We start from the raw sequence: 24,099 nt of genomic DNA on the forward strand, positions 1-24,099 counted from the left end.
CAGGGTAATTTGTCGCCACATATCCATAAGCTGCCTGCTAAGGTTGGCAAGCCCGTCTTCGCAACGGATAATGCCCAGTTTTTCCACCCGCGCATCGATGCGCCGCCGCGCTTGCGGTCGAAAGAGAAGACCATGAAAGACACCATTCGCCAGCTGATCCAACAAGCCCTCACCCAACTCGTCAACGAAGGTGTGTTGCCTGAAGGCCTGTCGCCGGCGATTCAGGTGGAGAACGCCCGTGACAAGACCCACGGCGACTTCGCCAGCAACATCGCCATGATGCTGGCCAAGCCGGCGGGCATGAAGCCGCGCGATCTGGCGGAAAAAATCATCACCGCGCTGCCGGCCGACGAAAACGTCACCAAGGCCGAAATCGCCGGCCCAGGCTTCATCAACTTCTTCCAGAACACCCAGGCCCTGGCCTCGCGCCTCGACGCCGCACTGGCCGATGCACATGTAGGCGTGCGCAAGGCCGGCCCTGCGCAGCGCACCGTGGTTGACCTGTCGGCGCCGAACCTGGCCAAAGAGATGCACGTCGGCCACTTGCGTTCGACCATCATCGGCGACGGCGTGGCGCGGGTTCTTGAGTTCCTCGGCGACGAAGTGATCCGCCAGAACCACGTGGGCGACTGGGGCACCCAGTTCGGCATGTTGATGGCGTATCTGCAGGAAAACCCGATCACCAGCGACGAGCTGTCCGATCTGGAAAACTTCTACCGCGCCGCCAAGCAGCGTTTCGACGAGTCCGAAGAGTTCGCCGACCGCGCCCGTGGCCTGGTGGTCAAGCTGCAGGCCGGCGACGCCGAATGCCTGGCGCTGTGGACCAAGTTCAAGGACATCTCGCTGTCGCACTGCCAGAAGATCTACGAACTGCTCAACGTCAAACTGACCATGGCCGACGTGATGGGCGAAAGCGCCTACAACGACGACCTGATCAACGTGGTCAACGACCTGAAAGCCGCCGGCATGCTGGTCGAAAGCAACGGTGCCCAGTGCGTGTTCCTCGACGAATTCAAGAACGCCGAGGGCGACCCGCTGCCGGTGATCATCGTCAAGGCTGACGGCGGCTACCTCTACGCCACAACCGACCTGGCGGCCGTGCGCTACCGCAGCGGCAAGCTCAAGGCCGATCGCGCACTGTACTTCGTCGACCAGCGTCAGGCCCTGCACTTCCAGCAAGTGTTCGCCGTGGCGCGCAAGGCCGGTTTCGTGACCCATCCGATGGAGATGGAACACATGGGCTTCGGCACCATGAACGGCGCCGATGGCCGTCCGTTCAAGACCCGTGACGGCGGCACCGTGAAGCTGATCGACCTGCTGACCGAAGCGCAGGAGCGTGCCTACAACCTGGTGAAAGAGAAGAACCCGACGCTTGCCGAAGACGAACTGCGCAACATCGCCAAGGTCGTCGGTATCGGTGCGGTGAAATACGCCGATCTGTCCAAGCACCGCACCAGCGACTACAGCTTCAACTTCGACCTGATGCTCAACTTCGAAGGCAACACCGCGCCGTACCTGCTGTACGCCTACACCCGTGTGGCCGGTGTGTTCCGCAAACTGGGCAAGGATTTCAGCGAAGTCGACGGTCAGATCGTCCTCGAAGCCGCGCACGAGCAAGAGCTGGCGGCGAAGCTGGCGCAGTTCGGCGAAGTGCTGAACAACGTCGCGGAAAAAGGCACCCCGCACATCCTCTGCACCTACCTGTATGACGTCGCCGGTCTGTTCTCCAGCTTCTACGAGAACTGCCCGATCCTCGCCGCCGAAACGCCGGCCCAGATGCAGAGCCGTCTGCGTCTGGCCGCGCTGACCGGCCGTACTCTCAAGCAAGGCCTGGAACTGTTGGGCCTGGAAACTCTGGAGCGCATGTAAGTTGGCTGCCAAGAAAAAACCTGCACCCAAGCGTGGCGCCAGCCGTTACCAAGCTCCTGCAAAGCAACCGATCCCGGGTTGGTTGTGGATGGCCATCGGCCTGACGGTCGGTGCGTTCATCGTGTTCCTGATGAAACTGGAGCCGGGCAAGGGCAGCGACACGGTCAAGCGTGAGAAAGTCGAGCAGGCGCAACAGCAGAAAGCGTCGAAGATCGCCGAGGCCAACAAGACGCCGCCGAGCCCGACGCAACCGGTGAAGCCGAAGTACGACTTCTACACCCTGCTGCCGGAATCGGAAGTGATCGTGCCGCCGGACGCCGTGCCGGAGAAAACCCTGCCGACGCCGCAAGTGCCGACCACGCCAGTGACCCCGGCGGAAGCCGCGAAGATCGACACGGCTCGGGCTCAGGCTGCGCTGTCGGGCATTACCCCGCCACCCGCGCCGCCGGTGGCGAAAGCGGCGCCGGTGACCAAGTTCTTCCTCCAGGCCGGTTCGTTCCGCAAAGAGGCGGATGCCGACAAGGTGCGGGCGCAGATCATTCTGCTCGGCCAGGCCGTTGCGGTTGAGTCGGGCACGGTGAAGGACGAAACCTGGTACCGCGTATTGGTCGGCCCGTTCAGCAACCGCGAACAACTGACCACCGCGCAGAAACAACTGGCGGGCAGCGGCTTCAGCAATCTGTTGTTACAACAACGCCAGAGCCGCTGACCTCACGCCGAACGTAAATCGTTCGGCGGACTTTGTGGCGAGGGAGCTTGCTCCCGCTGGGGTGCGAAGCACCCCCAAAGCCTGTAAATCCGGTGCATCAGACAGTCCGGGATTGCAGATTTTGCGACTGCTGCGCAGCCGAGCGGGACGGTGCGACGATTCGACAAGCTCCCTCGCCACAGAGATTTTCACCCTCCCGCGACACCGCTCGTCCCCTCTCCTGCCCTACGGTTGAAATCCTCTCCAGCACCCCCATATGAATGGGCATAAGGCATTTTCGCCCCGCTGCGTGGAGACTCTTCCCTTGACCACCATCGTTTCAGTCCGCCGCCACGGCAAAGTCGTCATGGGCGGCGACGGCCAGGTTTCTCTCGGCAACACCGTGATGAAAGGCAACGCGAAGAAAGTTCGCCGCCTATACCACGGCCAGGTCATCGCCGGTTTCGCCGGTGCCACCGCCGACGCCTTCACCCTGTTCGAACGGTTCGAAGGCCAGCTGGAGAAACACCAGGGCCACCTGATCCGCGCCGCTGTCGAACTCGCCAAAGAATGGCGTACCGACCGCTCCCTGAGCCGCCTCGAAGCCATGCTCGCGGTCGCCAACAAGGACGCCTCGCTGATCATCACCGGTAACGGTGACGTGGTTGAGCCCGAAGACGGCCTGATTGCCATGGGTTCCGGCGGCGCCTACGCGCAAGCCGCAGCCAGCGCGCTGCTGAAAAAGACCGACCTGTCGGCCCGTGAGATCGTCGAAACCGCCCTCGGTATCGCCGGCGACATCTGTGTATTCACCAACCACACTCAGACCATTGAGGAGCAGGATCTCGCTGAATAAGCCTGACGCGGCCTGTGTGCCACGGCTTGTTTCTGCTTGAGGACCGTCAATTATTATGTCCATGACTCCCCGCGAAATCGTCCACGAACTCAACCGCCACATCATCGGCCAGGACGATGCCAAGCGCGCTGTCGCGATTGCCCTGCGCAACCGCTGGCGCCGCATGCAGCTGCCTGAAGAGCTGCGCGTTGAAGTGACCCCGAAGAACATCCTGATGATCGGCCCGACCGGCGTCGGTAAAACCGAGATCGCCCGTCGTCTGGCGAAACTGGCCAACGCGCCGTTCATCAAGGTCGAAGCGACCAAGTTCACCGAAGTCGGCTACGTTGGCCGTGACGTCGAATCGATCATCCGTGATCTGGCCGACGCTGCGATCAAGATGCTCCGCGAGCAGGAAATGACCCGCGTGCGTCACCGTGCCGAAGACGCCGCCGAGGACCGCATCCTCGACGCGCTGCTGCCACCGGCGCGCATGGGCTTCAGCAACGAAGAAGCACCCAGCAGCGACTCCAATACCCGACAGCTGTTCCGCAAGCGCCTGCGCGAAGGTCAGCTGGACGACAAGGAAATCGAGATCGAAGTGGCCGAAGTGTCCGGCATCGAGATCGCCACGCCGCCAGGCATGGAAGAGATGACCAGCCAGTTGCAGAACCTGTTCGCCAACATGGGCAAGGGCAAGAAGAAGGCACGCAAGCTCAAGGTCAAGGAAGCGCTGAAGCTGGTGCGCGACGAAGAAGCCGGGCGTCTGGTCAACGAAGAAGAGCTGAAAGCCAAAGCGCTGGAAGCCGTTGAACAGCACGGCATCGTGTTCATCGACGAAATCGACAAGGTCGCCAAGCGCGGCAACGTCGGCGGCGCCGATGTGTCCCGTGAAGGCGTCCAGCGCGACCTGCTGCCGCTGATCGAAGGCTGCACCGTCAACACCAAGCTGGGCATGGTCAAGACCGACCACATCCTGTTCATCGCCTCCGGTGCGTTCCACCTGAGCAAGCCGAGCGATCTGGTGCCTGAGCTGCAAGGTCGTCTGCCGATCCGCGTCGAACTCAAGGCCCTGAGCCCGGAAGACTTCGAACGCATCCTCAGCGAGCCGCACGCGTCGCTCACCGAGCAATACTGTGCGCTGCTGAAGACCGAAGGCCTGAACATCCAGTTCCAGCCGGAAGGCATCAAGCGTCTGGCGGAGATCGCCTGGCAGGTCAACGAGAAGACCGAGAACATCGGTGCCCGTCGCCTGCACACGCTGCTTGAGCGGCTGCTGGAAGAGGTGTCGTTCAGTGCCGGCGACCTGGCCAGCGCGCATGACGACAAGCCGATCCTGATCGACGCCGAGTACGTCAACAGCCACCTGGGCGAATTGGCGCAGAACGAAGACCTGTCCCGTTATATCCTGTAGGTCACCTTCTCTGTAGGAGCTGCCGCAGGCTGCGATCTTTTGATTTTGATTTATAAAAAGATCGCAGCGTTCGGCAGCTTCTACAGGGTGTTCCATCTAGTCGGATGACCTGCAATGACCAATATTCCCACCGACATCAAACTGCACAAAGCCTCGAAAACCCTGACGCTCACCTACGCGTCCGGCGAGGAATACACCTTGCCCGCCGAGTTTCTGCGCGTGCATTCTCCCTCCGCCGAGGTCCAGGGCCACGGCAAACCGATCCTGCAATTCGGCAAACTCAATGTCGGCCTCAGCGGCCTGGAACCGGCCGGTCACTACGCACTGAAACTGACCTTCGACGACGGTCACGACAGTGGCCTGTTCACCTGGGAATACCTCTACGAGCTGGGGCGACGTCATGACGCACTCTGGGCCGATTATCTGGCCGAGCTCAAAGCTGCCGGAAAAACCCGCGATCCCGACGAGTCGATCGTCAAGCTGATGCTCTAGCCCGACACTCTTGCTCTTTAGAGGGCATTTTCTAAATTCATCTGTTTGAATGCTGCGCTTGGCGGTCGAGGATCGGCCGCTTGCGAAAAAAATTAAACTCGGGTAACCAATGGAGCTGGCAAGTTCCCTGCAGTGCTCTATGAACTGTAAAGCAGCTATGCAGAATTAACGGTCACCCGAGCAGTAGTACCTGGCATTGGCTGTGGAACTGCACAGCAGAAAACCGGGTACTCGTCTCAGGACAATGGAGCGTCGTAGATGAGTAACAAGAATAACGATGACCTGAAGTACCAAGCCTCGGAAAACACCCTGGGGCTTAATCCCGTCGTTGGGCTGCGCGGAAAGGATCTGCTGGCCTCTGCTCGAATGGTGCTGACCCAGGCCATCAAACAACCGATCCATAGCGTCAAGCACGTGACCCATTTCGGCCTCGAACTGAAGAACGTGCTGTTCGGCAAATCCGAACTGCAACCGGCCAGCGATGACCGTCGCTTCGCTGATCCGGCCTGGAGCCAGAACCCGCTCTACAAACGTTATCTGCAAACTTACCTGGCGTGGCGCAAGGAGCTCCATTCCTGGATCGACGACAGCAGCCTGTCACCCAAAGACATTGCCCGCGGCCACTTCGTGATCAACCTGATGACCGAAGCCATGGCCCCGACCAACACGGCGGCCAACCCCGCGGCAGTCAAACGCTTCTTCGAGACCGGCGGCAAAAGCCTGCTCGACGGTCTCTCGCATCTGGCCAAGGATCTGGTGCACAACGGCGGCATGCCGAGCCAGGTCAACATGGGCGCGTTCGAGGTGGGCAAGAGCCTGGGCGTGACCGAAGGCGCGGTGGTGTTTCGCAACGACGTGCTGGAGCTGATCCAGTACAAGCCGATCACCGAACAAGTCCACGAGCGTCCACTGCTCGTCGTACCGCCGCAGATCAACAAGTTCTACGTCTTCGATCTGAGCCCGGACAAGAGCCTGGCGCGCTTCTGCCTGCGCAATAACGTGCAGACCTTCATCGTCAGCTGGCGCAACCCGACCAAGGCGCAGCGCGAGTGGGGCCTGTCGACTTACATCGATGCGCTGAAAGAAGCGGTCGACGTGGTCACCGCGATCACCGGCAGCAAAGACATCAACATGCTCGGCGCCTGCTCCGGCGGCATTACCTGCACCGCCCTGCTCGGCCATTACGCCGCCATCGGCGAGAACAAGGTCAACGCCCTGACCCTGCTGGTCAGCGTGCTCGACACCACCCTGGACAGCGACGTCGCCCTGTTCGTCGACGAGCAGACCCTGGAGACCGCCAAGCGCCACTCGTATCAGGCCGGCGTGCTCGAAGGCAAGGACATGGCCAAGGTCTTCGCGTGGATGCGGCCGAACGATCTGATCTGGAACTACTGGGTCAATAACTACCTGCTGGGCAACGAGCCGCCGGTGTTCGACATCCTGTTCTGGAACAACGACACCACAAGGTTGCCGGCGGCGTTCCACGGCGACCTGATCGAGATGTTCAAAAACAACCCACTGATCCGCGCCAATGCACTGGAAGTGTGCGGTACGCCGATCGACCTCAAGCAGGTCACGGCCGACATCTTCTCGCTGGCCGGTACCAACGACCACATCACCCCGTGGAAGTCTTGCTACAAGTCGGCGCAACTGTTCGGCGGCAAGGTCGAGTTCGTGCTGTCGAGCAGCGGCCATATCCAGAGCATTCTGAATCCGCCGGGCAACCCGAAATCGCGTTACATGACCAGCGAAGGCATGGCCGCCAACGCCGACGAATGGCAGGAGAACTCGACCAAGCACACCGACTCCTGGTGGCTGTACTGGCAGGCGTGGCAGGCCGAGCGCTCGGGCAATCTGAAAAAGGCGCCGCTGAAACTGGGTAACAAAGCGTATCCGGCCGGTGAAGCCTCGCCGGGCACTTACGTTCACGAGCGGTAACTGACGCACCTCGTTTCCCCGAACTTTGGGGGGAAACTGTGGTGAAGGGATTTATCCCCGATGGGCCGCGAAGCGGCCCCAAAATCAGCTGACGCGGTAGTTCTGAAAAACCGTGCGTGATGATTTTGCGACTGCTGCGCAGCCCATCGGGGATAAATTCCCTCGCCACAGGCTCATCCTACAGGGGAGCGGGGATGAATTAATCCACAGGGCCTGAAGCATGCCGCAACCGTTCATTTTTCGTACCGTCGATCTGGATGGGCAGACCCTCCGCACCGCGGTACGCCCCGGCAAGCCTCATTTGACGCCCTTGCTGATATTCAACGGCATCGGCGCCAACCTGGAGCTGGTGTTTCCGTTTGTCGCGGCGCTGGACCCGGATCTGGAAGTGATCGCCTTCGACGTGCCCGGTGTCGGCGGTTCGTCGACGCCGAGCCGGCCGTATCGCTTTCCCGGGCTGGCAAAGCTGACGGCGCGGATGCTCGATTACCTCGACTACGGTCAGGTCAACGTGATTGGCGTGTCCTGGGGCGGTGCGCTGGCGCAGCAGTTCGCCCACGACTACCCCGAGCGCTGCAAGAAACTGGTGCTGGCAGCGACGGCGGCCGGCGCCTTCATGGTGCCGGGCAAACCCAAGGTGCTGTGGATGATGGCCAGCCCACGGCGCTACATCCAGCCCTCGCACGTGATCCGGATCGCGCCGATGATCTACGGCGGCTCGTTCCGCCGCGATCCGACGCTGGCCGCCAGCCATGCAGCCAAGGTGCGCTCGGCGGGCAAGCTCGGTTACTACTGGCAACTGTTCGCCGGCCTTGGCTGGACCAGCATTCATTGGCTGCACAAGATCCATCAGCCGGCCCTGGTGCTGGCCGGCGACGACGATCCGCTGATCCCGCTGATCAACATGCGCATGCTCGCCTGGCGGATTCCCAACGCGCAGTTGCACATCATCGACGACGGCCATCTGTTCCTGATCACCCGCGCCGAAGCCGTGGCGCCGATCATCATGAAATTCCTTGAGGAGGAACGGCAGCGCGCCGTGATGCACCCGCACCCGACACCCTTGGGCGGCTGAACCGCTGCGGCAGGCTTTATGCAGGGTTTTCTACAACTCGCGTGGCAGGACGCCACGCAGGCAGTAACCCGTAACAGCGACTATGGTGTTCTGGTTCGGTGAGTTTGTTTTTGACCTGAAGACGAAGGAGTGTTGAGTCATGCGCGACAAACCTGCGACGGGCGTAGTGCCCAGCCCCGCCGTGTTCATCAATGCACAAAGTGCAATGACCGGCCTGCGTGGTCGGGACTTGATCTCGACGTTACGCAGTGTCGCGGCCCACGGTCTGCGCAACCCGCTGCACAGTGCGCGACACGCCTTGAAACTCGGCGGTCAGCTCGGGCGCGTGCTGCTTGGTGAAACCCTGCACCCGACCAACCCGCAAGACGCGCGGTTCGCCGATCCGGCGTGGAGCCTCAACCCGTTCTACCGGCGCAGCCTGCAGGCGTATCTGGCCTGGCAGAAGCAGGTCAAGAGCTGGATCGATGAAAGCAGCATGAGCGACGACGACCGCGCTCGCGCGCACTTCGCGTTCACCCTGATCAACGACGCCGTCGCGCCCTCCAACACCCTGCTCAACCCGCTGGCGATCAAGGAGCTGTTCAACTCTGGCGGCCAGAGCCTGGTACGTGGCCTGAGCCATCTGTTCGATGATCTGCTGCACAACGACGGCCTGCCGCGTCAAGTCACCAAACAGGCTTTCGAGGTCGGCAAGACCGTCGCCACCACCACCGGCGCCGTGGTGTTTCGCAACGAGATGCTGGAGCTGATCCAGTACAAACCGATGAGCGAAAAACAGTACGCCAAGCCGCTGCTGGTGGTGCCGCCGCAAATCAACAAGTACTACATTTTCGACCTCAGCCCGCAGAACAGCTTCGTCCAGTACGCGCTGAAAAATGGCCTGCAGACCTTCATGATCAGTTGGCGCAACCCGGATGTGCGCCACCGCGAATGGGGCCTGTCGACCTACGTCGAAGCCGTGGAAGAAGCGATGAACATCTGCCGCGCGATCACCGGCGCCCGCGACGTCAACCTGATGGGTGCCTGCGCCGGCGGCCTGACCATCGCCGCCCTGCAAGGTCATCTGCAAGCCAAGCGGCAACTGCGGCGGATCTCCAGCGCGACCTATCTGGTCAGCCTGCTCGACAGCGAAATCGAAACCCCGACCACCCTGTTCGCCGATGAACAGACCATCGAAGCCGCCAAGCGCCGCTCCTATCAGAAAGGCGTGCTCGAAGGCCGCGACATGGCCAAGGTGTTCGCCTGGATGCGGCCCAACGACTTGATCTGGAGCTACTTCGTCAACAACTACCTGCTGGGCAAAGAGCCGCCGGCGTTCGACATCCTCTACTGGAACAACGACAACACCCGCCTGCCCGCAGCGTTCCATGGCGACCTGCTGGACTTCTTCAAGCACAACCCGCTGACCCATCCGGGTGGGCTGGAAGTCTGCGGTACGCCGATCGATCTGCAGAAAGTCACGGTCGACAGCTTCAGCGTGGCCGGCATGAACGACCACATCACGCCGTGGGATGCGGTGTATCGCTCGACCCTGCTGCTCGGTGGCGAGCGGCGCTTCGTGCTGTCCAACAGCGGCCACGTGCAAAGCATCCTCAACCCGCCAAGCAACCCAAAAGCCAATTACGTCGAGAACGGCAAGCTCAGCAGCGACCCGCGCGCCTGGTACTACGACGCCAAACGCGTCGACGGCAGTTGGTGGCCGCAGTGGCTGGAATGGATTCAGCAGCGCTCCGGCACACAGCACGAAACCACGTTTACCCTCGGCAACCCGAACTATCCACCGATGGAGGCAGCACCCGGCACCTACGTGCATGTGCGCTGACGCTTAACCGAACTTTTCTAAGAAGACTGGATGAAAACCCGCGACCGGATTCTCGAATGTGCCCTGCAACTGTTCAACGAAAAGGGTGAGCCCAACGTCTCCACCATGGAAGTTGCCAACGAAATGGGGATCAGCCCCGGCAACCTCTACTACCACTTCCACGGCAAGGAGCCGCTGATTCTCGGCCTGTTCGAGCGCTTCCAGAATGAACTGGCGCCGCTGCTAGATCCGCCCTCGGATGTCGAGTTGGCGCCAGAGGATTACTGGCTGTTTCTGCACCTGATCGTCGAGCGCCTGGCGCAGTACCGTTTTCTGTTCCAGGACCTGTCGAACCTCGCCGGACGCCTGCCGAAACTGGCCAAAGGCATTCGTCATCTGCTCAATGCGCTCAAGCGCACGCTGGCGTCATTGCTGGCGCGGTTGAAAGCGGGCGGGCAGTTGGTCAGTGATACCCAGGCGTTGGGGCAACTGGTGGAGCAGATCACCATGACCCTGCTGTTCTCGCTGGACTATCAGCGGATTCTTGATCGCGAGGGTGAGGTCAGACTCGTCGTGTACCAGATCATGATGCTGGTGGCGCCGCATCTGCTGCCGCCGGTGAAGGTGGCGACGGAACGGATGGCTTTGCAATACCTCGAAGACCATTAACGTCAAAAGATCGCAGCCTGCGGCAGCTCCTACACGGGCCATGTTCGCCGCCCATTTTTCGGTTTGGCAACGATCCTGTAGGAGCCGCCGCAGGCTGCGATCTTTTGATCTTCAAACAAAAACGCCCGACCTTCACAGGCCGGGCGTTTTGTTTTGCCCTGAGGAATCAGGACTGACTGGTTGGCGTCGACGGGGTCGATGCAGCAGTCGGGGTGGCTACCGGAGTCGGTGCAGCGGCGGAGTTCGACGCGCTGGCCGGGGTTGCCGGGGTGGCAGGCTTGGCTGCTGCTGGTGCAGTTGGCTTCGGCGCAGCCGCTTTCGGTGCGGCCGGTTTTTTCACTGCCGGTTTTTTCGCCGCAGCCGGTTTGGCCGCAGGCTTGGCAGCCGGTTTGGCGGCAGCGGTTTTCGCTGCTGGCTTGGCGGCTGGTTTTGCTGCCGGTTTCGCGGCGGCTTTGGCGGCTACCGGTTTGGCTGCCGCTTTTGCGGCGGGCTTGGCGGCGGCGGTTTTCGCGGCAGGTTTTGCTGCAGTTTTGGCAGCAGGCTTGGCTGCCGCTTTCGCAGGCGCTTTAGCCAGTGGCTTGGCTGCTGTTTTTGCAGCGGGTTTAGCCGCCGCAGTTTTCGCTGCCGGTTTCGCCGCAGCGGTTTTCGCCGCCACAGGCTGGGTTTTCAGACCGGTGAGTTTCTCGATCTGCTTGGTCAGGGTTTCAACCTTGCTGTGCAGCGCTTTGACTTCATTGCGGCTTGGCACACCCAAGCGCGAAATCGCACTGTTCAGGCGCTTGTCGAAAGCCCCTTCCAGTTCGTCCCACTTGCCCAGTGCACGATCTTTCACGCCGCTGATGCGCGACTTGGCCGAGGAAGCAGAGTCCTTGGCGGCATCGACTTTTTTGCCGACTGCCGACTTGGTGAGCTTCTCGGCTTTCTCGCCGTCTTTGACCAATGTATCGAAGAGCTTGCTGCCGTCAGTGTCGATCTTCGAGTACACGCCTAAACCAGCCAGCCAGATTTTGCGGGAGTAGTCTTCGACTTTCCCAATCCACGAGCTGCCTTCTTTATCGGTGTTCTTTTTACCAGCCATCCCGTTCTCCTTAAGATTTACGCGCGACGCGTTCGAGCAATGCCGTCAGCTCATCGAGCTTAGCAGAGAGTGTCTCAACGTCATGTTTAGACGGAATGCCGATACGATTCAAGGCGCTTGCCACACGGGAGTCGAATGCCTTCTCGACCTTGTCGAGCTGGACTTCGACGCGACCTTTGAACGAGCTGACTTCGCCTTTGGCTTCATCGATCTCGGCGTTGGCCGCTTCGAGTTTTTCGGTGACGACTTTTTTGCCTTTCTTTTCAACAGTTTGACCAGCCTTGATCAACTCTTGAAAGTACTCGCTGCCCTCTTGGCCAACCTTGGCGTAGGCACCCAGGCCTGCCAGCCAGATCTTGCGGGCATAGGATTTGACGTCGCTCAGAGTAGAAGTCGAAGCGTCGATTTTTTTCTTCAAAATGACTTTGGCCATGGTGCACCTCACGCGCAGAAGGTTTGAGGAACTGCCCGCGAAAGTGTCGGGCTCAGGCACAAAGTAGGGAGAAAAATTAGAAACGGCACCCTAACAACTGACATAAACAGGTGGGCACACCGCAAAACAAATGTAGGAGTGAGCCTGCTCGCGATAGCGGTATTTCAATCGCATTCCTGGTGACCGACAGACCGCTATCGCGAGCAGGCTCACTCCTACAGGGGATGGTGTTTCAGACCAGCGCTTTATCGAGGGCCTTCTCGATCTCGGCTTTGATCATGCCGCTCATGGCCGACATCATCAGCCCCAGCTCGACATCGACGCGGATCGAATCGTCGGCCACATGCACCGCACCTTTCACGCCCGAGCGCTTGAGGTTCAGCGTGTCGCCCGACCACTGCGGCTCCAGGCCATATTGATCCGAGAGCTTCTGCGCCAGCTTGTCGGCCTTCTCGCGGGCGGCTTCCTTGCCCAGGTTGTGGGCACGCTCAACACTGATTTTGGCCATTGGATGACTCCTGATTGATGAATAAGTCTCGGTAAATTTTGACCACGTCTGCGGCAAATCGTCCCGAAGGTTGCCCATCTTACCTTTCGCCATTCCAAGACAAAGCATGGCTTGGGGATTAGAATGTCGCGCATTCTCTTTTGGTGACAGCGATATGACTGATCAGCGCAAAGGCAGCGATGCCGAACCCACCACTCACTTCGGCTTCAAAAACGTTCCGGAAAGCCAGAAAGCGGAAAAAGTCGCTGAGGTTTTCCACTCGGTAGCCGCCAAGTACGACCTGATGAACGACCTTCTGTCGGGCGGCATGCACCGTCTGTGGAAGCGTTTTGCGATCGAACTGTCGGGCGTGCGCAGCGGTAACCGCGTGCTGGACATCGCCGGCGGCACTGGCGACCTGACCAAAAAGTTCTCGCACCTCGTTGGCCCGACTGGCCAAGTGGTGCTGGCCGACATCAACGAATCCATGCTCAAGGTCGGTCGCGACCGCCTGCTGGACCTGGGTGTGTCGGGCAACGTCGAATTTGTTCAGGCGGACGCCGAAAAGCTGCCGTTCCCGGACAATCACTTCGACTGCGTGACCATCGCCTTCGGCCTGCGCAACGTGACGCACAAAGAAGACGCCCTGCGCTCGATGCTGCGCGTGCTCAAGCCCGGCGGTCGTCTGCTGGTGCTGGAATTCTCCAAGCCGACCAACGCACTGATGTCCAAAGCCTACGACGCCTACTCGTTCGCCTTCATGCCGCTGATGGGCAAGCTGATCACCAATGACTCGGAAAGCTATCGCTACCTGGCCGAATCGATCCGCATGCACCCGAATCAGGAAACCCTGAAGTCGATGATGGTCGACGCCGGTTTCGACCGCGTGACCTATCACAACATGACCGCAGGCATCGTCGCCCTGCACCGCGGCATCAAGCCCTGATGTTGCTCACCGGGCTGCTCGCCAGCGTCGAACTCGGTCTGAACCGGGTGCTGCGTCTCGACAGCACGGCGCTGCCGCGGCTGGCGCATTTGACCGGCAAGGTGATTGCCGTCGACTGCCGCAGCCCGGCGCTGCAACTGTTCTTCCTGCCGAGCGACGAAGGTCTGATGCTGGCCTCGCATTGGGAAACCGACGTCGACTGCACCCTGCGTGCGCCGGCCTCGAGCCTGATCAAACTGGCCGTGAGCAAAGACAAGACCGCGGTGCTGCACGCCCCGGAAGTCGAGCTCGACGGTGACAGCGGCGTGCTGCTGGAGCTGGCCGGCGTGCTGCAGGACCTCGAGCTGGACTGGGAGTACGAACTCTCGCGCTGGCTGGGCCCGGTCGCCACGCAACTGGTCGGCGGTCATCTGCGCAGCCGCGCACGCTGGTATCAACAAGGATTTGCCAGCCTCAACCAGAACCTCGCCGAATACCTCGCCGAAGAATCGCGCACCCTCGTCGGGCAGCGCGAAGCCGAAGCACGATTCAGTGAACTGGACCGGATCAAACTTGATCTGGAACGTCTCGAGGCGCGTTTCGAGCGCCTTTCCCGATCCCTCGACCCAAGCGATAACGCATGAAGCTGCTTGCCGTCCGCCGTCTGTTGCGCATCCAGCGCGTCGTGATCCGCTACCGCCTCGATGACCTGCTGTTCGAGCTGCCGCTGCCCTGGTTCCTCCTGGCGCTGCGCTATGCGCTGCCGTGGCGCTGGTTCCCACGCAAGCCGCTGGACCTGAGCCGTGGCGCGCGCCTGCGTCTGGCGTTGCAGGATCTGGGGCCGATCTTCATCAAGTTCGGGCAGATTCTCTCGACCCGCCGCGACCTGCTGCCGGAAGACATCGCCGATGAGCTGATGCTGCTGCAGGACCGCGTGCCGCCGTTCGATTCGCAGCTGTCGATCAAGTTGATCGAAGAGCAGTTGGGCAAGAAGATCAGCGAAGTGTTCAGCCGTTTCGACGTCGAACCGCTGGCCTCGGCCTCGGTAGCGCAGGTGCATGCCGCGCAACTGAAAACCGGCGAAGAAGTGGTGGTCAAGGTGATCCGCCCGGGCCTGAAACCGGTGATCGCGCAGGACCTCGCGTGGCTGTTCATCCTCGCCCGCGCTGCCGAGAAAGTCTCCGCCGACGCCCGCCTGCTGCACCCGGTGGACGTGGTGCAGGACTACGAAAAAACCATCTACGACGAACTCGATCTGCTGCGCGAGGCGGCCAACGCCAGCCAGTTGAAGCGCAACTTCGAAGGCTCGCCGCTGCTATACGTGCCCCAGGTCTACTGGGACTGGTGCCGGCCGAAGGTGCTGGTGATGGAGCGCATCTACGGGATTCAAGTGACGGATCTGGCGACCCTCGCCGACCAGCGCACCGACATGAAGATGCTGGCCGAGCGCGGCGTGGAGATCTTCTTCACCCAAGTGTTCCGCGACAGTTTCTTCCACGCCGACATGCACCCGGGCAACATCTTCGTCAGCACCGTCAACCCGTGGAGCCCGCAGTACATCGCAATCGACTGCGGCATCGTCGGCAGCCTGACCCCGGAAGACCAGGATTATCTGGCGCGCAACCTGTTCGCCTTCTTCAAGCGCGATTACCGCCGCGTGGCACAGTTGCACATCGATTCGGGCTGGGTGCCGGCGGAAACCAAGCTCAACGAATTCGAAGCGGCGATCCGCACCGTCTGCGAGCCGATCTTCGAAAAACCGTTAAAAGATATTTCATTTGGCCAGGTGCTGATGCGCCTGTTCCAGACCGCGCGCCGCTTCAACATGGAAGTCCAGCCGCAACTGGTGCTGCTGCAAAAGACCCTGCTGAACATCGAAGGCCTCGGCCGTCAGCTGTACCCGGATCTGGATCTGTGGAACACCGCGCAGCCGTTCCTCGAGCGCTGGATGCGTGAGCGTGTCAGCCCGAAAACCTTGATTGGCAACGTGCAGAGCCAGTTCGAACAGCTGCCGCACCTGGCCAACATGGCCCGTGACCTGCTCGAGCGCATGTCCCAGCCGCACGCCAACGACCCGCCGCCACCGTGGCACAAACGCAAGGACGACTGGTTCCTGCGTCTGCTTGGCAGCGCGCATCTGGCGGGCGGCACCATCCTCGCCGCCGGTGGCCCGCTGAACGAACTGGGGCATTGGCCGGCCGGCATCATGGTGGCAGTCGGCTTGTATCTGGTCGTTCGCCGATAGCCAGTTTGCTGATCGGCTGGCACACTGTTTCAACGCCTGAACCCGACTATTCGAAGTACGGGTTCGCTGTCGGAGTCGAAGATGAAAAACTGGCTGGACGAGATCAAGTGGGACGCTGATGGCCTGGTGCCAGCGATTGCCCAGGATCACAAGACCGGACGCGTGCTGATGATGGCCTGGATGAACCGCGAAGCGCTGGAACTGACAGCCGCGGAAAACCGTGCCATCTACTGGTCACGTTCCCGTGGCAAGCTGTGGCGCAAGGGCGAAGAGTCCGGCCATGTACAGACCCTGCATGAAATGCGTCTGGACTGTGATGCCGACGTGATCATCCTGATGGTCGAGCAGATCGGCGACATCGCTTGCCATACCGGCCGTCAAAGCTGCTTTTACCGTGTCTTCGAAAACGGCGACTGGAAGACAGTCGACCCGGTTCTGAAAGACCCGCACGCAATCTATTCCGCAGGACACAAACATGAGTGACACCCTGACCCGCCTCGCTCAGGTGCTTGAAGAGCGCAAGGGCGCCGCTGCCGACAGCTCATATGTAGCTAGTCTGTATCACAAGGGCCTGAACAAGATTCTGGAGAAAGTCGGCGAAGAGTCGGTCGAAACCATTATTGCCGCCAAGGACGCTGCCATCAGCGGTGATTGCAGCGATGTGATCTACGAAACCGCCGACCTGTGGTTCCACAGCATGGTCATGCTCGCCCAACTGGGGCAGCATCCGCAGGCCGTGCTGGATGAACTGGATCGCCGCTTCGGTCTGTCCGGACACGTCGAGAAAGCCTCGCGTCCGTCCGCCTGAACAATTTTTAGAGAGGAACAGCAACATGGGCATTTTTGACTGGAAACACTGGATCGTCATTCTGGTTGTCGTGGTGCTGGTGTTCGGCACCAAGAAACTGAAAAACCTCGGCACCGATGTCGGTGAGTCGATCAAGGGCTTCCGCAAAGCCATGAACGACGACGAAAAACCGGCCGCTGATCCGACGGTAACGCCTGCGCAGCCGGTACCGCCGGTGCAGCCGCAAGCCACCGCTCAGGCCAACCCGCCGCACACCATCGACGTGCAGGCGCAAAAAGTCGAAGAGCCGATCCGCAAAGACGTGTGAGACTGACTAATGTTTGGTATCAGCTTCTCTGAACTGCTGCTCGTCGGCCTCGTTGCCCTGCTGGTGCTGGGCCCCGAGCGTCTGCCGGGCGCTGCGCGCACCGCCGGCCTGTGGGTCGGTCGGCTGAAGCGCAGCTTCAACGCGATCAAACAGGAAGTTGAACGTGAAATCGGTGCCGACGAAATCCGTCGGCAACTGCACAACGAGCACATTCTGTCGCTGGAACAAGAGGCGCGGAAGATCTTCAATCCGGTTCAGCAAGAGCCAACGCCGGTTGAGCATGTGGGCGAGCAGACGATTCACTCCCCTGCCGCAGTCGCTCCGGTGACACCTGCACCCGTGGCCACACAGGCAGAAGCGGTGCCCGCTGCAGCAGAAACCTCGGTTGAACACGTAGCCCCAACCGCCGCGCCGATCACACCTGCGCCTCACGACACCACTTTGCCGCCGCGAGCCCCATGAGCGATCTCCCCGAAAACGACCAGCACATGCCGCTGGTTTCGCACCTCACCGAGTTGCGCACCCGTCTGCTGCGTTGTGTGGCGGCGATCTTCATCATCTTCGCCGGGTTGTTTGCCTTCACCCAGCAGATCTACACCTTCGTCTCGACGCCGCTGCGCCAGTACCTGCCGGTCGGTGCGACGATGATTGCCACCGACGTTTCGTCGCCGTTCCTGACGCCGCTGAAGCTGACGATGATGGTCTCGCTGTTTCTCGCGATCCCGGTGATCCTGCATCAGATCTGGGGCTTCATCGCACCGGGCCTGTACAAACATGAAAAGCGCATTGCGGTGCCGTTGCTGGTTTCCAGCATCCTGCTGTTCTACACCGGCATGGCATTCGCCTACTACTTCGTGTTCCCGCTGATCTTCAAATTCTTCGCCGCTGCCACCCCGGCCGGGGTGGAAATGATGACCGACATCGCCAGCTACCTCGATTTCGTGATGACGCTGTTCTTCGCCTTCGGCGTCGCGTTCGAGATCCCGGTGGCCGTGGTGCTGCTGGTGTGGATCGGCGTGGTCGACGTCAAATACCTGAAGAAGATCCGCCCGTACGTGATCATCGGCTGCTTCGTGGTCGGCATGATCCTGACCCCGCCGGACATCTTCTCGCAGACCCTGCTGGCCGTGCCGATGTGGATGCTGTTTGAAATCGGCATTCTGTTCGGTGGTTTGATCAGCAAGCGCGAACGTCCGGACGAGACGCCGGCCGACGATCACAACGACCAGCCGCCAGCGACCCAGGCATGAACCTGCTGTTGCTCGAAGAGGCCGACTTCATCGCGGCCGACCGCGTCGTGCTGCGTGATCGGCGCCTGACCCACATGCAGGAAGTGCATCGCTCGGAAGTCGGTGACAGCCTGCGGGTCGGGCGCATCAATGGCTTGATGGGCTCGGCCGAACTGCTGCGCCTTGAGGCCGGGGAAGCGGAACTGCGCGTCAGCCTCGATCAGTCACCACCGGCCAAGCTGCCGCTGACCCTGGTGCTGGCCCTGCTGCGCCCGAAGATGCTGCGGCGGGTGTTCCAGACCGTGGCGACCATGGGCGTGTCGAAGGTGATTCTGGTCAACAGCTACCGAGTCGAGAAGAGCTTTTGGCAGACGCCGTTTCTGGAGCCGGAAGCGATTCGCGAGAATCTGATCCTCGGCCTCGAACAGGCTCGCGATACCGTACTGCCGGAAATCATCATCGAGAAGCGCTTCAAGCCGTTCGTCGAAGACCGCCTGCCAGCGATCACCGAAGGCACCCTCGGCCTGGTCGGCCATCCCGGCAACTACCCGCCGTGCCCGCGCGCGCTGAGCGAACCGGTGACGCTGGCGATCGGCCCTGAAGGCGGCTGGATCCCCTACGAAATCGACCTGCTGGGCAAATCCGGCCTGCAACCGGTGCAACTGGGCGAACGCATCCTGCGCGTCGAAACCGCCGTCACAGCCCTCCTCGCCCGACTGTTCTAAAAGTACACACGCACCACTGTGGCGAGGGAGCTTGCTCCCGCTTGGGCGCGAAGCGACCATTGCTCTTCCTTCAGATGAAAATGTGTTTGCCAGTTGTGCGACGGCTGCGCCGCCGGGCGGGAGCAAGCTCCCTCGCCAATGTCGCTGCGTTCCAGACAAATCGGGTTACAGATTGCCATGAGCCCGCCGATACAGTCCCCATAAGTCCAATTAGTGAGTGGTCCGAGGGGAGTCGTCGCATGTACCATTGGTTAGCCGAGAATCTTGGAAACGTCAGCGTCAAACGCAAGCTGGGAATCGGTTTCGGCCTGGTGCTGTTGCTCACCCTGCTGATCACCTTCACCGGGTGGACCGGCATGGGCGGCATCATCAGCCGTGGCGACAAGCTGGGTTTCATCTCCAGCCTCAACGAGCTGACCAAGGACCTGCGCCTGGCACGCCTGGACTATGAAATGCGTCGCGGCGAACAAGGCCCGGGCGCGGTCAACGAGCTGCTGAGCAAACTCGACAGCGGCCTGCAAACCGCGCGCGGCCTGATCGAACAACCAGCCGACGCCGCCAGGGTCGAGCAACAGTTGGCCGCCGTCGCCGAATACAAGCGCGCCTTCGCCGACATGGTGCAGGCCGGGGCCAATCGCGAAGACGCCCGCAGCAAACTCGGCGCCACCGCCGACAACGCCGTGGCCAAAGTCGCCGAGGTGGAGAAATCCATGCTCCAGAGCGACAGCGTGGCGCAGTTCAACGCGGTGATCGACCTCAGCAAACTGATCCAGCAAGCGCGCTTCCAGGTGCGTGGCTACACCTACAGCGGCAAGACTGAAGCCGAGCAGCCAGCGCTCGACGCCATCGACAATGCCCTGAAGAACCTCGAAACCCTGCCGGCCAAACTGCCTGAGCAACACATCGCCAACCTGCAACAGGCCACCGATTCGCTCAAGGCTTATCGCGCGGCGGTCAGCCAGTTCCGCGACTCGCAGGTCGCCAGTGGAAAAGCCCTGGCCCGCATGTCGACCCAGGGCGACATCCTGCTCGACGTCAGCAAGCAGCTCACCGAATCGCAGACCGTGGTGCGCGACACCGATGCCGCGCATGCCAAGAACATGCTGATCATCGCCACCCTGCTGGCCGTGGCCTTCGGCTTGCTGGCCGCCTGGGCGATCACCCGGCAGATCATCATTCCGCTGAACCAGACCCTGAAAGTCGCCGAACGCGTGGCTGCCGGCGACCTGACCCACAATCTGGTCTCGCAACGCCGCGACGAACTCGGCCAGTTGCAGCGCTCGATGCAGAGCATGACTCAAGGCCTGCGCGACCTGATCGGCGGCATCAGCGACGGCGTGACGCAGATCGCCAGCGCCGCCGAAGAGCTGTCGGCGGTCACCGAGCAGACCAGCGCCGGGGTCAACAACCAAAAGATCGAGACCGATCAAGTCGCCACCGCCATGAACGAAATGGCCGCCACCGTGCAGGAAGTGGCGCGCAACGCCGAAGAGGCTTCCGAAGCCGCCGTGGCTGCCGATCAACAGGCCCGCGAGGGCGACAAGGTGGTCGGTGAAGCGATCGCGCAGATCGAGCGTCTGGCGGTCGAAGTCGGCCACTCCACCGAAGCCATGGGCGAGCTCAAGCGCGAAAGCGACAAGATCGGCAGCGTGCTCGACGTGATCAAGTCGGTGGCCCAGCAAACCAACCTGCTGGCCCTCAACGCCGCCATCGAAGCGGCCCGTGCCGGTGAAGCCGGCCGTGGTTTCGCGGTGGTCGCCGACGAAGTCCGCAGCCTCGCCCAGCGCACGCAGAAGTCCACCGAAGAGATCGAAGAGCTGATCGTCGGCCTGCAGAACGGCACCCAGCAAGTGGCGACGATCATGGATAACAGCCGCAGCTTGACCGACAGCAGTGTGGAACTGACCCGCCGTGCCGGTGGCTCACTGGAAAGCATCACCCGCACCGTGTCGGCGATTCAGGCGATGAACCAGCAGATTGCGGCGGCTGCCGAGCAGCAGAGCGCGGTGGCGGAAGAGATTAACCGTAGCGTGTTGAACGTGCGCGATGTGTCGGATCAGACGTCGGCGGCGAGTGAAGAAACGTCAGCGTCGAGTGTTGAGCTAGCGCGGCTGGGCACGCATCTGCAGATGCTGGTGGGACGCTTCAAGGTCTAAGCAGCATTGAAAAACTACTGTGGCGAGGGAGCTTGCTCCCGCTCGGCGGCGAAGCCTTCCTAAATCCAGGCAATCGGAGTCCGTCTGACGCAATTCGATTGAATGGTTCGGGGGCTGCTTCGCAGCCCAGCGGGAGCAAGCTCCCTCGCCACATGGGATTACAGAACCTGACGCAGGAAAGCCTGAGCCCGCGGATCCTTCGGTGCATCAAAGAACTCCGCCGGCGACGCATCTTCCAGCAATTTACCGTGATCGAAGAACAACACCCGATCCGCCACTTCCCGGGCGAAGCCCATCTCGTGGGTCACGCAGACCATGGTCATGCCTTCCACGGCCAGGTTCTTCATCACGTCCAGCACCTCACCGACCATTTCCGGGTCGAGGGCCGAAGTCGGCTCGTCGAACAGCATCACTTTCGGGTCCATTGCCAGCGCCCGGGCAATCGCCACGCGCTGTTGCTGACCGCCGGACAGGCGTGACGGATATTCCCGGGCCTTCTGCGCAATACCAACTTTCTCCAGCAACGCCAAGGCCTTGGCCTCGCTTTCCTTCTGCCCGCGTTTGCGCACGACTTTCTGCGCCAGACAGAGGTTTTCCAGCACGGTCATGTGCGGGAACAGGTTGAAGTGCTGGAACACCATGCCGACTTCGCGGCGGTAGGCGTTGACGTCGGTTTTCGGGTAGGCCAGTTGCAGACCGTCGATGCTCACCGAGCCCGAGTCGAATTCCTCCAGACCATTGAGGCAGCGCAGGAAGGTCGATTTACCGGAACCCGACGGGCCAATGACCACCAGCACTTCGCCCTTGGCGACGGAAGTGGTGACGTTATCCACAGCCCGTACTACCTGGCCACGGGTGTCGAAGACTTTAACCAGATCGCGGACTTCAATCACTTTGCGCGAGCCTCCGCTCAAGCCGGCTGGCGATTTTCGACAGCGGCAGGTTGATCAACAGGTACAGGCCGGCAACGCAGAACAGGATTTCGAACGGCGAGAACGAGGTGGTGATGACTTCACGACCGCTTTTCAGCAGCTCGGTAATCGCAATCACCGACACCAGCGAGGTGTCCTTGACCAGACTGATGAACTGCCCGGCCAACGGCGGCAGCACGCGCTTGAACGCTTGCGGCAGCACCACGTGGCGCATCGACTGGCCGGCGCTCAGGCCGAGCGAGCGCGCCGCTTCGTTCTGCCCACGGGCAATCGACTGCACGCCGGACCGAATGATTTCCGCCACATAGGCGCCAGTGAACAGCGACAGCGCGGCGATCCCGGCGAACTCGCGGGACAGGTTCATCACCGTGCCGATGAAGAAGTAGAAAATGAAAATCTGCACCAGCAGCGGCGTGCCGCGCACCAGTTCGACGTAGATGCTCGACAGGTCGCGCAGGGTCGGGTTGTTCGACAGCCGGCACAGTCCGGTGACCAGACCGATTAACAGACCGAGCACACCGGACACCACCGACAACCACAACGTGGTCCACAGCCCCCACAACAGCGGCCCTGCCGCCCAATGCCGGGTCACGCCCACTACGTCGCCTTCAGCCACATCGTCGCCCTGAGCGAATTGCAGGCTGTTCTCGTCGACGGTCAGGTGCTGCTCGTCACCGGCGTCGTTGCGCAGGGTGACCTGCGCGCTGCCGCCCTTGCGCACCAGTTCGGTGACCGTGGAAATGTCGGTGGCGCGCTGGGATTCTTCGGCTTGATAGGCGAAGTATTGCGGCACGCGGTTCCAGCGCCATTCGTAGGACATCAGCGACGTGGCGTAATACAACGCGCCCGCCAGGCCGATCAGCACCAGCACGGTCAGGACGTGCCAGGGCCATTGGGCTTTTTTCTGTTTCATCTAAGAGCAAATCCATATCGATCAGGATGCTCGCTCCCTCTGTGGCGAGGGAGCTTGCTCCCGCTGGGGTGCGGAGCAGCCCTGAAATCAGCCACAGCGCAACGTCGGGTAGAACGAGTCAACCGGTTTACGACTGCTTCGCAGCCGAGCGGGAGCAAGCTCCCTTGCCACAACGAACGGCGTTATTCCATGTCCTTGAGCCACTCGGTGCTCTTGAACCACTTGTCATGGATGCGATCGTAGGTGCCGTCTTCGTGGATCTGGTGCAGGAAGTTGTTGATGAAGTTGAGGCTGTCGTAGTCCCCCTTCTTCAGGCCGAAGGCCAGCGGCTCGTAGGTGAACGGCTTGTCGAGGAACACCAGCTTGCCGGCACCGACCTTGTTCACCGCCACCACGTTGTACGGCGCGTCGTAGATGAAAGCGTCGGCCTTGCCGTTGACCACGTCGAGCACGGCTTCCTGCTCGTTGTCGTAGCCGTGGTACTTGGCTTTGGCGATCAGCTTCTTGGCGACCATCTCACCGGTGGTGCCGAGCTTGGAGGTGATGCGGTAGTCGGCGGTGTTCAGGTCTTTATAGGACTTGATGGTGCCTTCCAGTTCCTTGCGGATCAGCAGGGTCTGGCCGACGACGATGAACGGTTCGCTGAAGTTCAGGCGCAGGTTGCGCTCCTGGGTCAGGGTCATGCCGCTGCCGATCATGTCGAACTTGTCGGTCATCAGGGCCGGGATGATCCCGTCGTAACCGGTGGAAACCAGCTCCAGCTTGACGCCCATGGCCTTGGACATGGCTTTGAGGAGGTCGACTTCGAAGCCGATGATCTCGCCGCGCTTGTTGGTCATTTCGAACGGCATGTAGGTCGGATCCATCCCGACTTTCAACGTGCCGCGCTTGACCGCGTCATCGATTGCACCGGCGTGCGCCGCATTGACTGCAACCAGTGCCGTGACGCCGACCAGCAGCATCGACAGATACTTCTTCATCTTCAAGTCCCCAAAACCATTGCAATTGCGGCGCGAAAACCAGCCGTGATGGGCAAAAATGCCCGGGTGCGCCAATTCGGGGACGGATGCTAACGCACTC

25 protein-coding genes are annotated in these 24,099 nt (G+C 61.1%); 19 read left to right on the forward strand and 6 right to left on the reverse strand.

The features are described from left to right. The first annotated feature begins 132 nt into the window (after nt 1–132). From argS to J5M57_RS21865, 9 genes are all read left to right on the forward strand, one after another. Nucleotides 133–1,869, forward strand: a complete 1,737-nt coding sequence (gene argS, locus J5M57_RS21825) for an arginine--tRNA ligase (RefSeq protein WP_207849180.1) — start codon at nt 133–135, stop codon at nt 1,867–1,869. Nucleotide 1,870: 1 nt separating this feature from the next. Beyond that, complete coding sequence (locus J5M57_RS21830) at nt 1,871–2,578, forward strand: SPOR domain-containing protein (RefSeq protein WP_007968349.1); 708 nt, start codon at nt 1,871–1,873, stop codon at nt 2,576–2,578. 304 nt (nt 2,579–2,882) lie between these two features. Further along, entirely contained in the window at nt 2,883–3,413 is a 531-nt protein-coding gene (gene hslV / locus J5M57_RS21835) for an ATP-dependent protease subunit HslV (protein WP_007968352.1), read from the forward strand. Between the two features lie 55 nt (nt 3,414–3,468). Beyond that, the gene (gene hslU / locus J5M57_RS21840; RefSeq protein WP_064585590.1) at nt 3,469–4,806 is read left to right on the forward strand and encodes an ATP-dependent protease ATPase subunit HslU; all 1,338 of its coding nucleotides are present in this window, start codon (nt 3,469–3,471) and stop codon (nt 4,804–4,806) included. A 114-nt stretch (nt 4,807–4,920) separates the two neighbouring features. Beyond that, complete coding sequence (locus J5M57_RS21845; protein WP_083367251.1) at nt 4,921–5,298, forward strand: DUF971 domain-containing protein; 378 nt, start codon at nt 4,921–4,923, stop codon at nt 5,296–5,298. Nucleotides 5,299–5,556: 258 nt separating this feature from the next. Then, nucleotides 5,557–7,236, forward strand: a complete 1,680-nt coding sequence (gene phaC / locus J5M57_RS21850) for a class II poly(R)-hydroxyalkanoic acid synthase (RefSeq protein ID WP_169842604.1) — start codon at nt 5,557–5,559, stop codon at nt 7,234–7,236. Nucleotides 7,237–7,456: 220 nt separating this feature from the next. After that, nucleotides 7,457–8,311, forward strand: a complete 855-nt coding sequence (phaZ, locus tag J5M57_RS21855; RefSeq protein ID WP_207849181.1) for a poly(3-hydroxyalkanoate) depolymerase — start codon at nt 7,457–7,459, stop codon at nt 8,309–8,311. A gap of 139 nt (nt 8,312–8,450) precedes the next feature. Next, entirely contained in the window at nt 8,451–10,133 is a 1,683-nt protein-coding gene (phaC, locus tag J5M57_RS21860) for a class II poly(R)-hydroxyalkanoic acid synthase (protein ID WP_207849182.1), read from the forward strand. A gap of 30 nt (nt 10,134–10,163) precedes the next feature. Next, a complete protein-coding gene (locus tag J5M57_RS21865; protein ID WP_083367254.1) occupies nt 10,164–10,781 on the forward strand; it encodes a TetR/AcrR family transcriptional regulator in 618 nt (205 codons plus the stop codon). Nucleotides 10,782–10,947: 166 nt separating this feature from the next. Here J5M57_RS21865 and J5M57_RS21870 read toward each other — a convergent pair whose 3' ends face one another. From J5M57_RS21870 to J5M57_RS21880, 3 genes are all read right to left on the reverse strand, one after another. Beyond that, nucleotides 10,948–11,859 (reverse strand): phasin family protein, encoded by a 912-nt coding sequence (locus J5M57_RS21870; RefSeq protein ID WP_207849183.1) that lies wholly within the window; start codon nt 11,857–11,859, stop codon nt 10,948–10,950. Nucleotides 11,860–11,869: 10 nt separating this feature from the next. After that, nucleotides 11,870–12,292 carry a phasin family protein gene (locus J5M57_RS21875; RefSeq protein ID WP_064585583.1) on the reverse strand — a complete coding sequence of 141 codons (423 nt, stop codon included), beginning with the start codon at nt 12,290–12,292 and terminating at the stop codon, nt 11,870–11,872. Nucleotides 12,293–12,524: 232 nt separating this feature from the next. Beyond that, nucleotides 12,525–12,800 carry a polyhydroxyalkanoic acid system family protein gene (locus J5M57_RS21880; RefSeq protein WP_127648617.1) on the reverse strand — a complete coding sequence of 92 codons (276 nt, stop codon included), beginning with the start codon at nt 12,798–12,800 and terminating at the stop codon, nt 12,525–12,527. A 154-nt stretch (nt 12,801–12,954) separates the two neighbouring features. Between J5M57_RS21880 and ubiE the strand changes: the two genes are divergently transcribed. The 10 genes from ubiE to J5M57_RS21930 all read left to right on the forward strand — a co-directional run bounded on the left by ubiE (nt 12,955) and on the right by J5M57_RS21930 (nt 21,174). Continuing rightward, nucleotides 12,955–13,725: a bifunctional demethylmenaquinone methyltransferase/2-methoxy-6-polyprenyl-1,4-benzoquinol methylase UbiE gene (ubiE, locus tag J5M57_RS21885; protein ID WP_003220857.1), complete on the forward strand. Its 771-nt coding sequence runs from the start codon at nt 12,955–12,957 to the stop codon at nt 13,723–13,725. Further along, a complete protein-coding gene (locus tag J5M57_RS21890; protein WP_207849184.1) occupies nt 13,725–14,348 on the forward strand; it encodes an SCP2 domain-containing protein in 624 nt (207 codons plus the stop codon). The genes ubiE and J5M57_RS21890 overlap by 1 nt, the downstream gene beginning before the upstream one ends. Next, complete coding sequence (gene ubiB, locus J5M57_RS21895) at nt 14,345–15,949, forward strand: ubiquinone biosynthesis regulatory protein kinase UbiB (RefSeq protein ID WP_064585580.1); 1,605 nt, start codon at nt 14,345–14,347, stop codon at nt 15,947–15,949. Before J5M57_RS21890 ends, ubiB begins: the two co-directional genes overlap by 4 nt. An 81-nt stretch (nt 15,950–16,030) precedes the next feature. Beyond that, nucleotides 16,031–16,432, forward strand: a complete 402-nt coding sequence (gene hisI / locus J5M57_RS21900) for a phosphoribosyl-AMP cyclohydrolase (protein ID WP_007909357.1) — start codon at nt 16,031–16,033, stop codon at nt 16,430–16,432. Then, nucleotides 16,425–16,757 (forward strand): phosphoribosyl-ATP diphosphatase, encoded by a 333-nt coding sequence (locus J5M57_RS21905; RefSeq protein WP_003220849.1) that lies wholly within the window; start codon nt 16,425–16,427, stop codon nt 16,755–16,757. Before hisI ends, J5M57_RS21905 begins: the two co-directional genes overlap by 8 nt. A 25-nt stretch (nt 16,758–16,782) precedes the next feature. Next, a complete protein-coding gene (locus tag J5M57_RS21910; protein WP_003220847.1) occupies nt 16,783–17,064 on the forward strand; it encodes a twin-arginine translocase TatA/TatE family subunit in 282 nt (93 codons plus the stop codon). Nucleotides 17,065–17,073: 9 nt separating this feature from the next. Further along, complete coding sequence (gene tatB, locus J5M57_RS21915; RefSeq protein WP_169842609.1) at nt 17,074–17,526, forward strand: Sec-independent protein translocase protein TatB; 453 nt, start codon at nt 17,074–17,076, stop codon at nt 17,524–17,526. Next, the gene (tatC, locus tag J5M57_RS21920; protein ID WP_083367258.1) at nt 17,523–18,314 is read left to right on the forward strand and encodes a twin-arginine translocase subunit TatC; all 792 of its coding nucleotides are present in this window, start codon (nt 17,523–17,525) and stop codon (nt 18,312–18,314) included. Before tatB ends, tatC begins: the two co-directional genes overlap by 4 nt. Then, on the forward strand, nt 18,311–19,018 hold the full coding sequence (locus J5M57_RS21925) for a 16S rRNA (uracil(1498)-N(3))-methyltransferase (RefSeq protein ID WP_207849185.1): 708 nt from the start codon (nt 18,311–18,313) through the stop codon (nt 19,016–19,018). The genes tatC and J5M57_RS21925 overlap by 4 nt, the downstream gene beginning before the upstream one ends. A 239-nt stretch (nt 19,019–19,257) precedes the next feature. Beyond that, entirely contained in the window at nt 19,258–21,174 is a 1,917-nt protein-coding gene (locus J5M57_RS21930) for a methyl-accepting chemotaxis protein (protein ID WP_207849186.1), read from the forward strand. Nucleotides 21,175–21,332: 158 nt separating this feature from the next. On the opposite strand, the gene J5M57_RS21935 is transcribed toward J5M57_RS21930, so the two are convergent. The 3 genes from J5M57_RS21935 to J5M57_RS21945 form a co-directional block, all read right to left on the reverse strand. After that, on the reverse strand, nt 21,333–22,067 hold the full coding sequence (locus tag J5M57_RS21935) for an amino acid ABC transporter ATP-binding protein (RefSeq protein ID WP_207849187.1): 735 nt from the start codon (nt 22,065–22,067) through the stop codon (nt 21,333–21,335). After that, on the reverse strand, nt 22,060–23,019 hold the full coding sequence (locus J5M57_RS21940) for an amino acid ABC transporter permease (RefSeq protein ID WP_064585575.1): 960 nt from the start codon (nt 23,017–23,019) through the stop codon (nt 22,060–22,062). The genes J5M57_RS21935 and J5M57_RS21940 overlap by 8 nt, the downstream gene beginning before the upstream one ends. 182 nt (nt 23,020–23,201) lie before the next feature. Continuing rightward, a complete protein-coding gene (locus J5M57_RS21945) occupies nt 23,202–23,999 on the reverse strand; it encodes a transporter substrate-binding domain-containing protein (RefSeq protein ID WP_207849188.1) in 798 nt (265 codons plus the stop codon). Nucleotides 24,000–24,099 lie beyond the last annotated feature (100 nt).

This window comes from Pseudomonas sp. 86_A (assembly GCF_017491705.1).
Taxonomy (GTDB): Bacteria; Pseudomonadota; Gammaproteobacteria; order Pseudomonadales; family Pseudomonadaceae; genus Aquipseudomonas; species Aquipseudomonas koreensis.

Excerpts from the sequence above, each read along its gene's own strand:
- J5M57_RS21945 (WP_207849188.1), bottom strand. The coding sequence starts at position 23,999 with ATGAAGAAGTATCTGTCGATGCTGCTGGTCGGCGTCACGGCACTGGTT.
- J5M57_RS21940 (WP_064585575.1), bottom strand. The coding sequence starts at position 23,019 with ATGAAACAGAAAAAAGCCCAATGGCCCTGGCACGTCCTGACCGTGCTG.
- J5M57_RS21925 (WP_207849185.1), top strand. The coding sequence starts at position 18,311 with ATGAACCTGCTGTTGCTCGAAGAGGCCGACTTCATCGCGGCCGACCGC.
- phaC (WP_207849182.1), top strand. The coding sequence starts at position 8,451 with ATGCGCGACAAACCTGCGACGGGCGTAGTGCCCAGCCCCGCCGTGTTC.
- ubiB (WP_064585580.1), top strand. The coding sequence starts at position 14,345 with ATGAAGCTGCTTGCCGTCCGCCGTCTGTTGCGCATCCAGCGCGTCGTG.
- J5M57_RS21870 (WP_207849183.1), bottom strand. The coding sequence starts at position 11,859 with ATGGCTGGTAAAAAGAACACCGATAAAGAAGGCAGCTCGTGGATTGGG.
- J5M57_RS21930 (WP_207849186.1), top strand. The coding sequence starts at position 19,258 with ATGTACCATTGGTTAGCCGAGAATCTTGGAAACGTCAGCGTCAAACGC.
- argS (WP_207849180.1), top strand. The coding sequence starts at position 133 with ATGAAAGACACCATTCGCCAGCTGATCCAACAAGCCCTCACCCAACTC.
- J5M57_RS21890 (WP_207849184.1), top strand. The coding sequence starts at position 13,725 with ATGTTGCTCACCGGGCTGCTCGCCAGCGTCGAACTCGGTCTGAACCGG.
- J5M57_RS21845 (WP_083367251.1), top strand. The coding sequence starts at position 4,921 with ATGACCAATATTCCCACCGACATCAAACTGCACAAAGCCTCGAAAACC.
- hisI (WP_007909357.1), top strand. The coding sequence starts at position 16,031 with ATGAAAAACTGGCTGGACGAGATCAAGTGGGACGCTGATGGCCTGGTG.
- J5M57_RS21905 (WP_003220849.1), top strand. The coding sequence starts at position 16,425 with ATGAGTGACACCCTGACCCGCCTCGCTCAGGTGCTTGAAGAGCGCAAG.
- ubiE (WP_003220857.1), top strand. The coding sequence starts at position 12,955 with ATGACTGATCAGCGCAAAGGCAGCGATGCCGAACCCACCACTCACTTC.
- phaC (WP_169842604.1), top strand. The coding sequence starts at position 5,557 with ATGAGTAACAAGAATAACGATGACCTGAAGTACCAAGCCTCGGAAAAC.
- J5M57_RS21875 (WP_064585583.1), bottom strand. The coding sequence starts at position 12,292 with ATGGCCAAAGTCATTTTGAAGAAAAAAATCGACGCTTCGACTTCTACT.
- hslU (WP_064585590.1), top strand. The coding sequence starts at position 3,469 with ATGTCCATGACTCCCCGCGAAATCGTCCACGAACTCAACCGCCACATC.
- J5M57_RS21865 (WP_083367254.1), top strand. The coding sequence starts at position 10,164 with ATGAAAACCCGCGACCGGATTCTCGAATGTGCCCTGCAACTGTTCAAC.
- tatB (WP_169842609.1), top strand. The coding sequence starts at position 17,074 with ATGTTTGGTATCAGCTTCTCTGAACTGCTGCTCGTCGGCCTCGTTGCC.
- J5M57_RS21880 (WP_127648617.1), bottom strand. The coding sequence starts at position 12,800 with ATGGCCAAAATCAGTGTTGAGCGTGCCCACAACCTGGGCAAGGAAGCC.
- J5M57_RS21910 (WP_003220847.1), top strand. The coding sequence starts at position 16,783 with ATGGGCATTTTTGACTGGAAACACTGGATCGTCATTCTGGTTGTCGTG.
- phaZ (WP_207849181.1), top strand. The coding sequence starts at position 7,457 with ATGCCGCAACCGTTCATTTTTCGTACCGTCGATCTGGATGGGCAGACC.
- tatC (WP_083367258.1), top strand. The coding sequence starts at position 17,523 with ATGAGCGATCTCCCCGAAAACGACCAGCACATGCCGCTGGTTTCGCAC.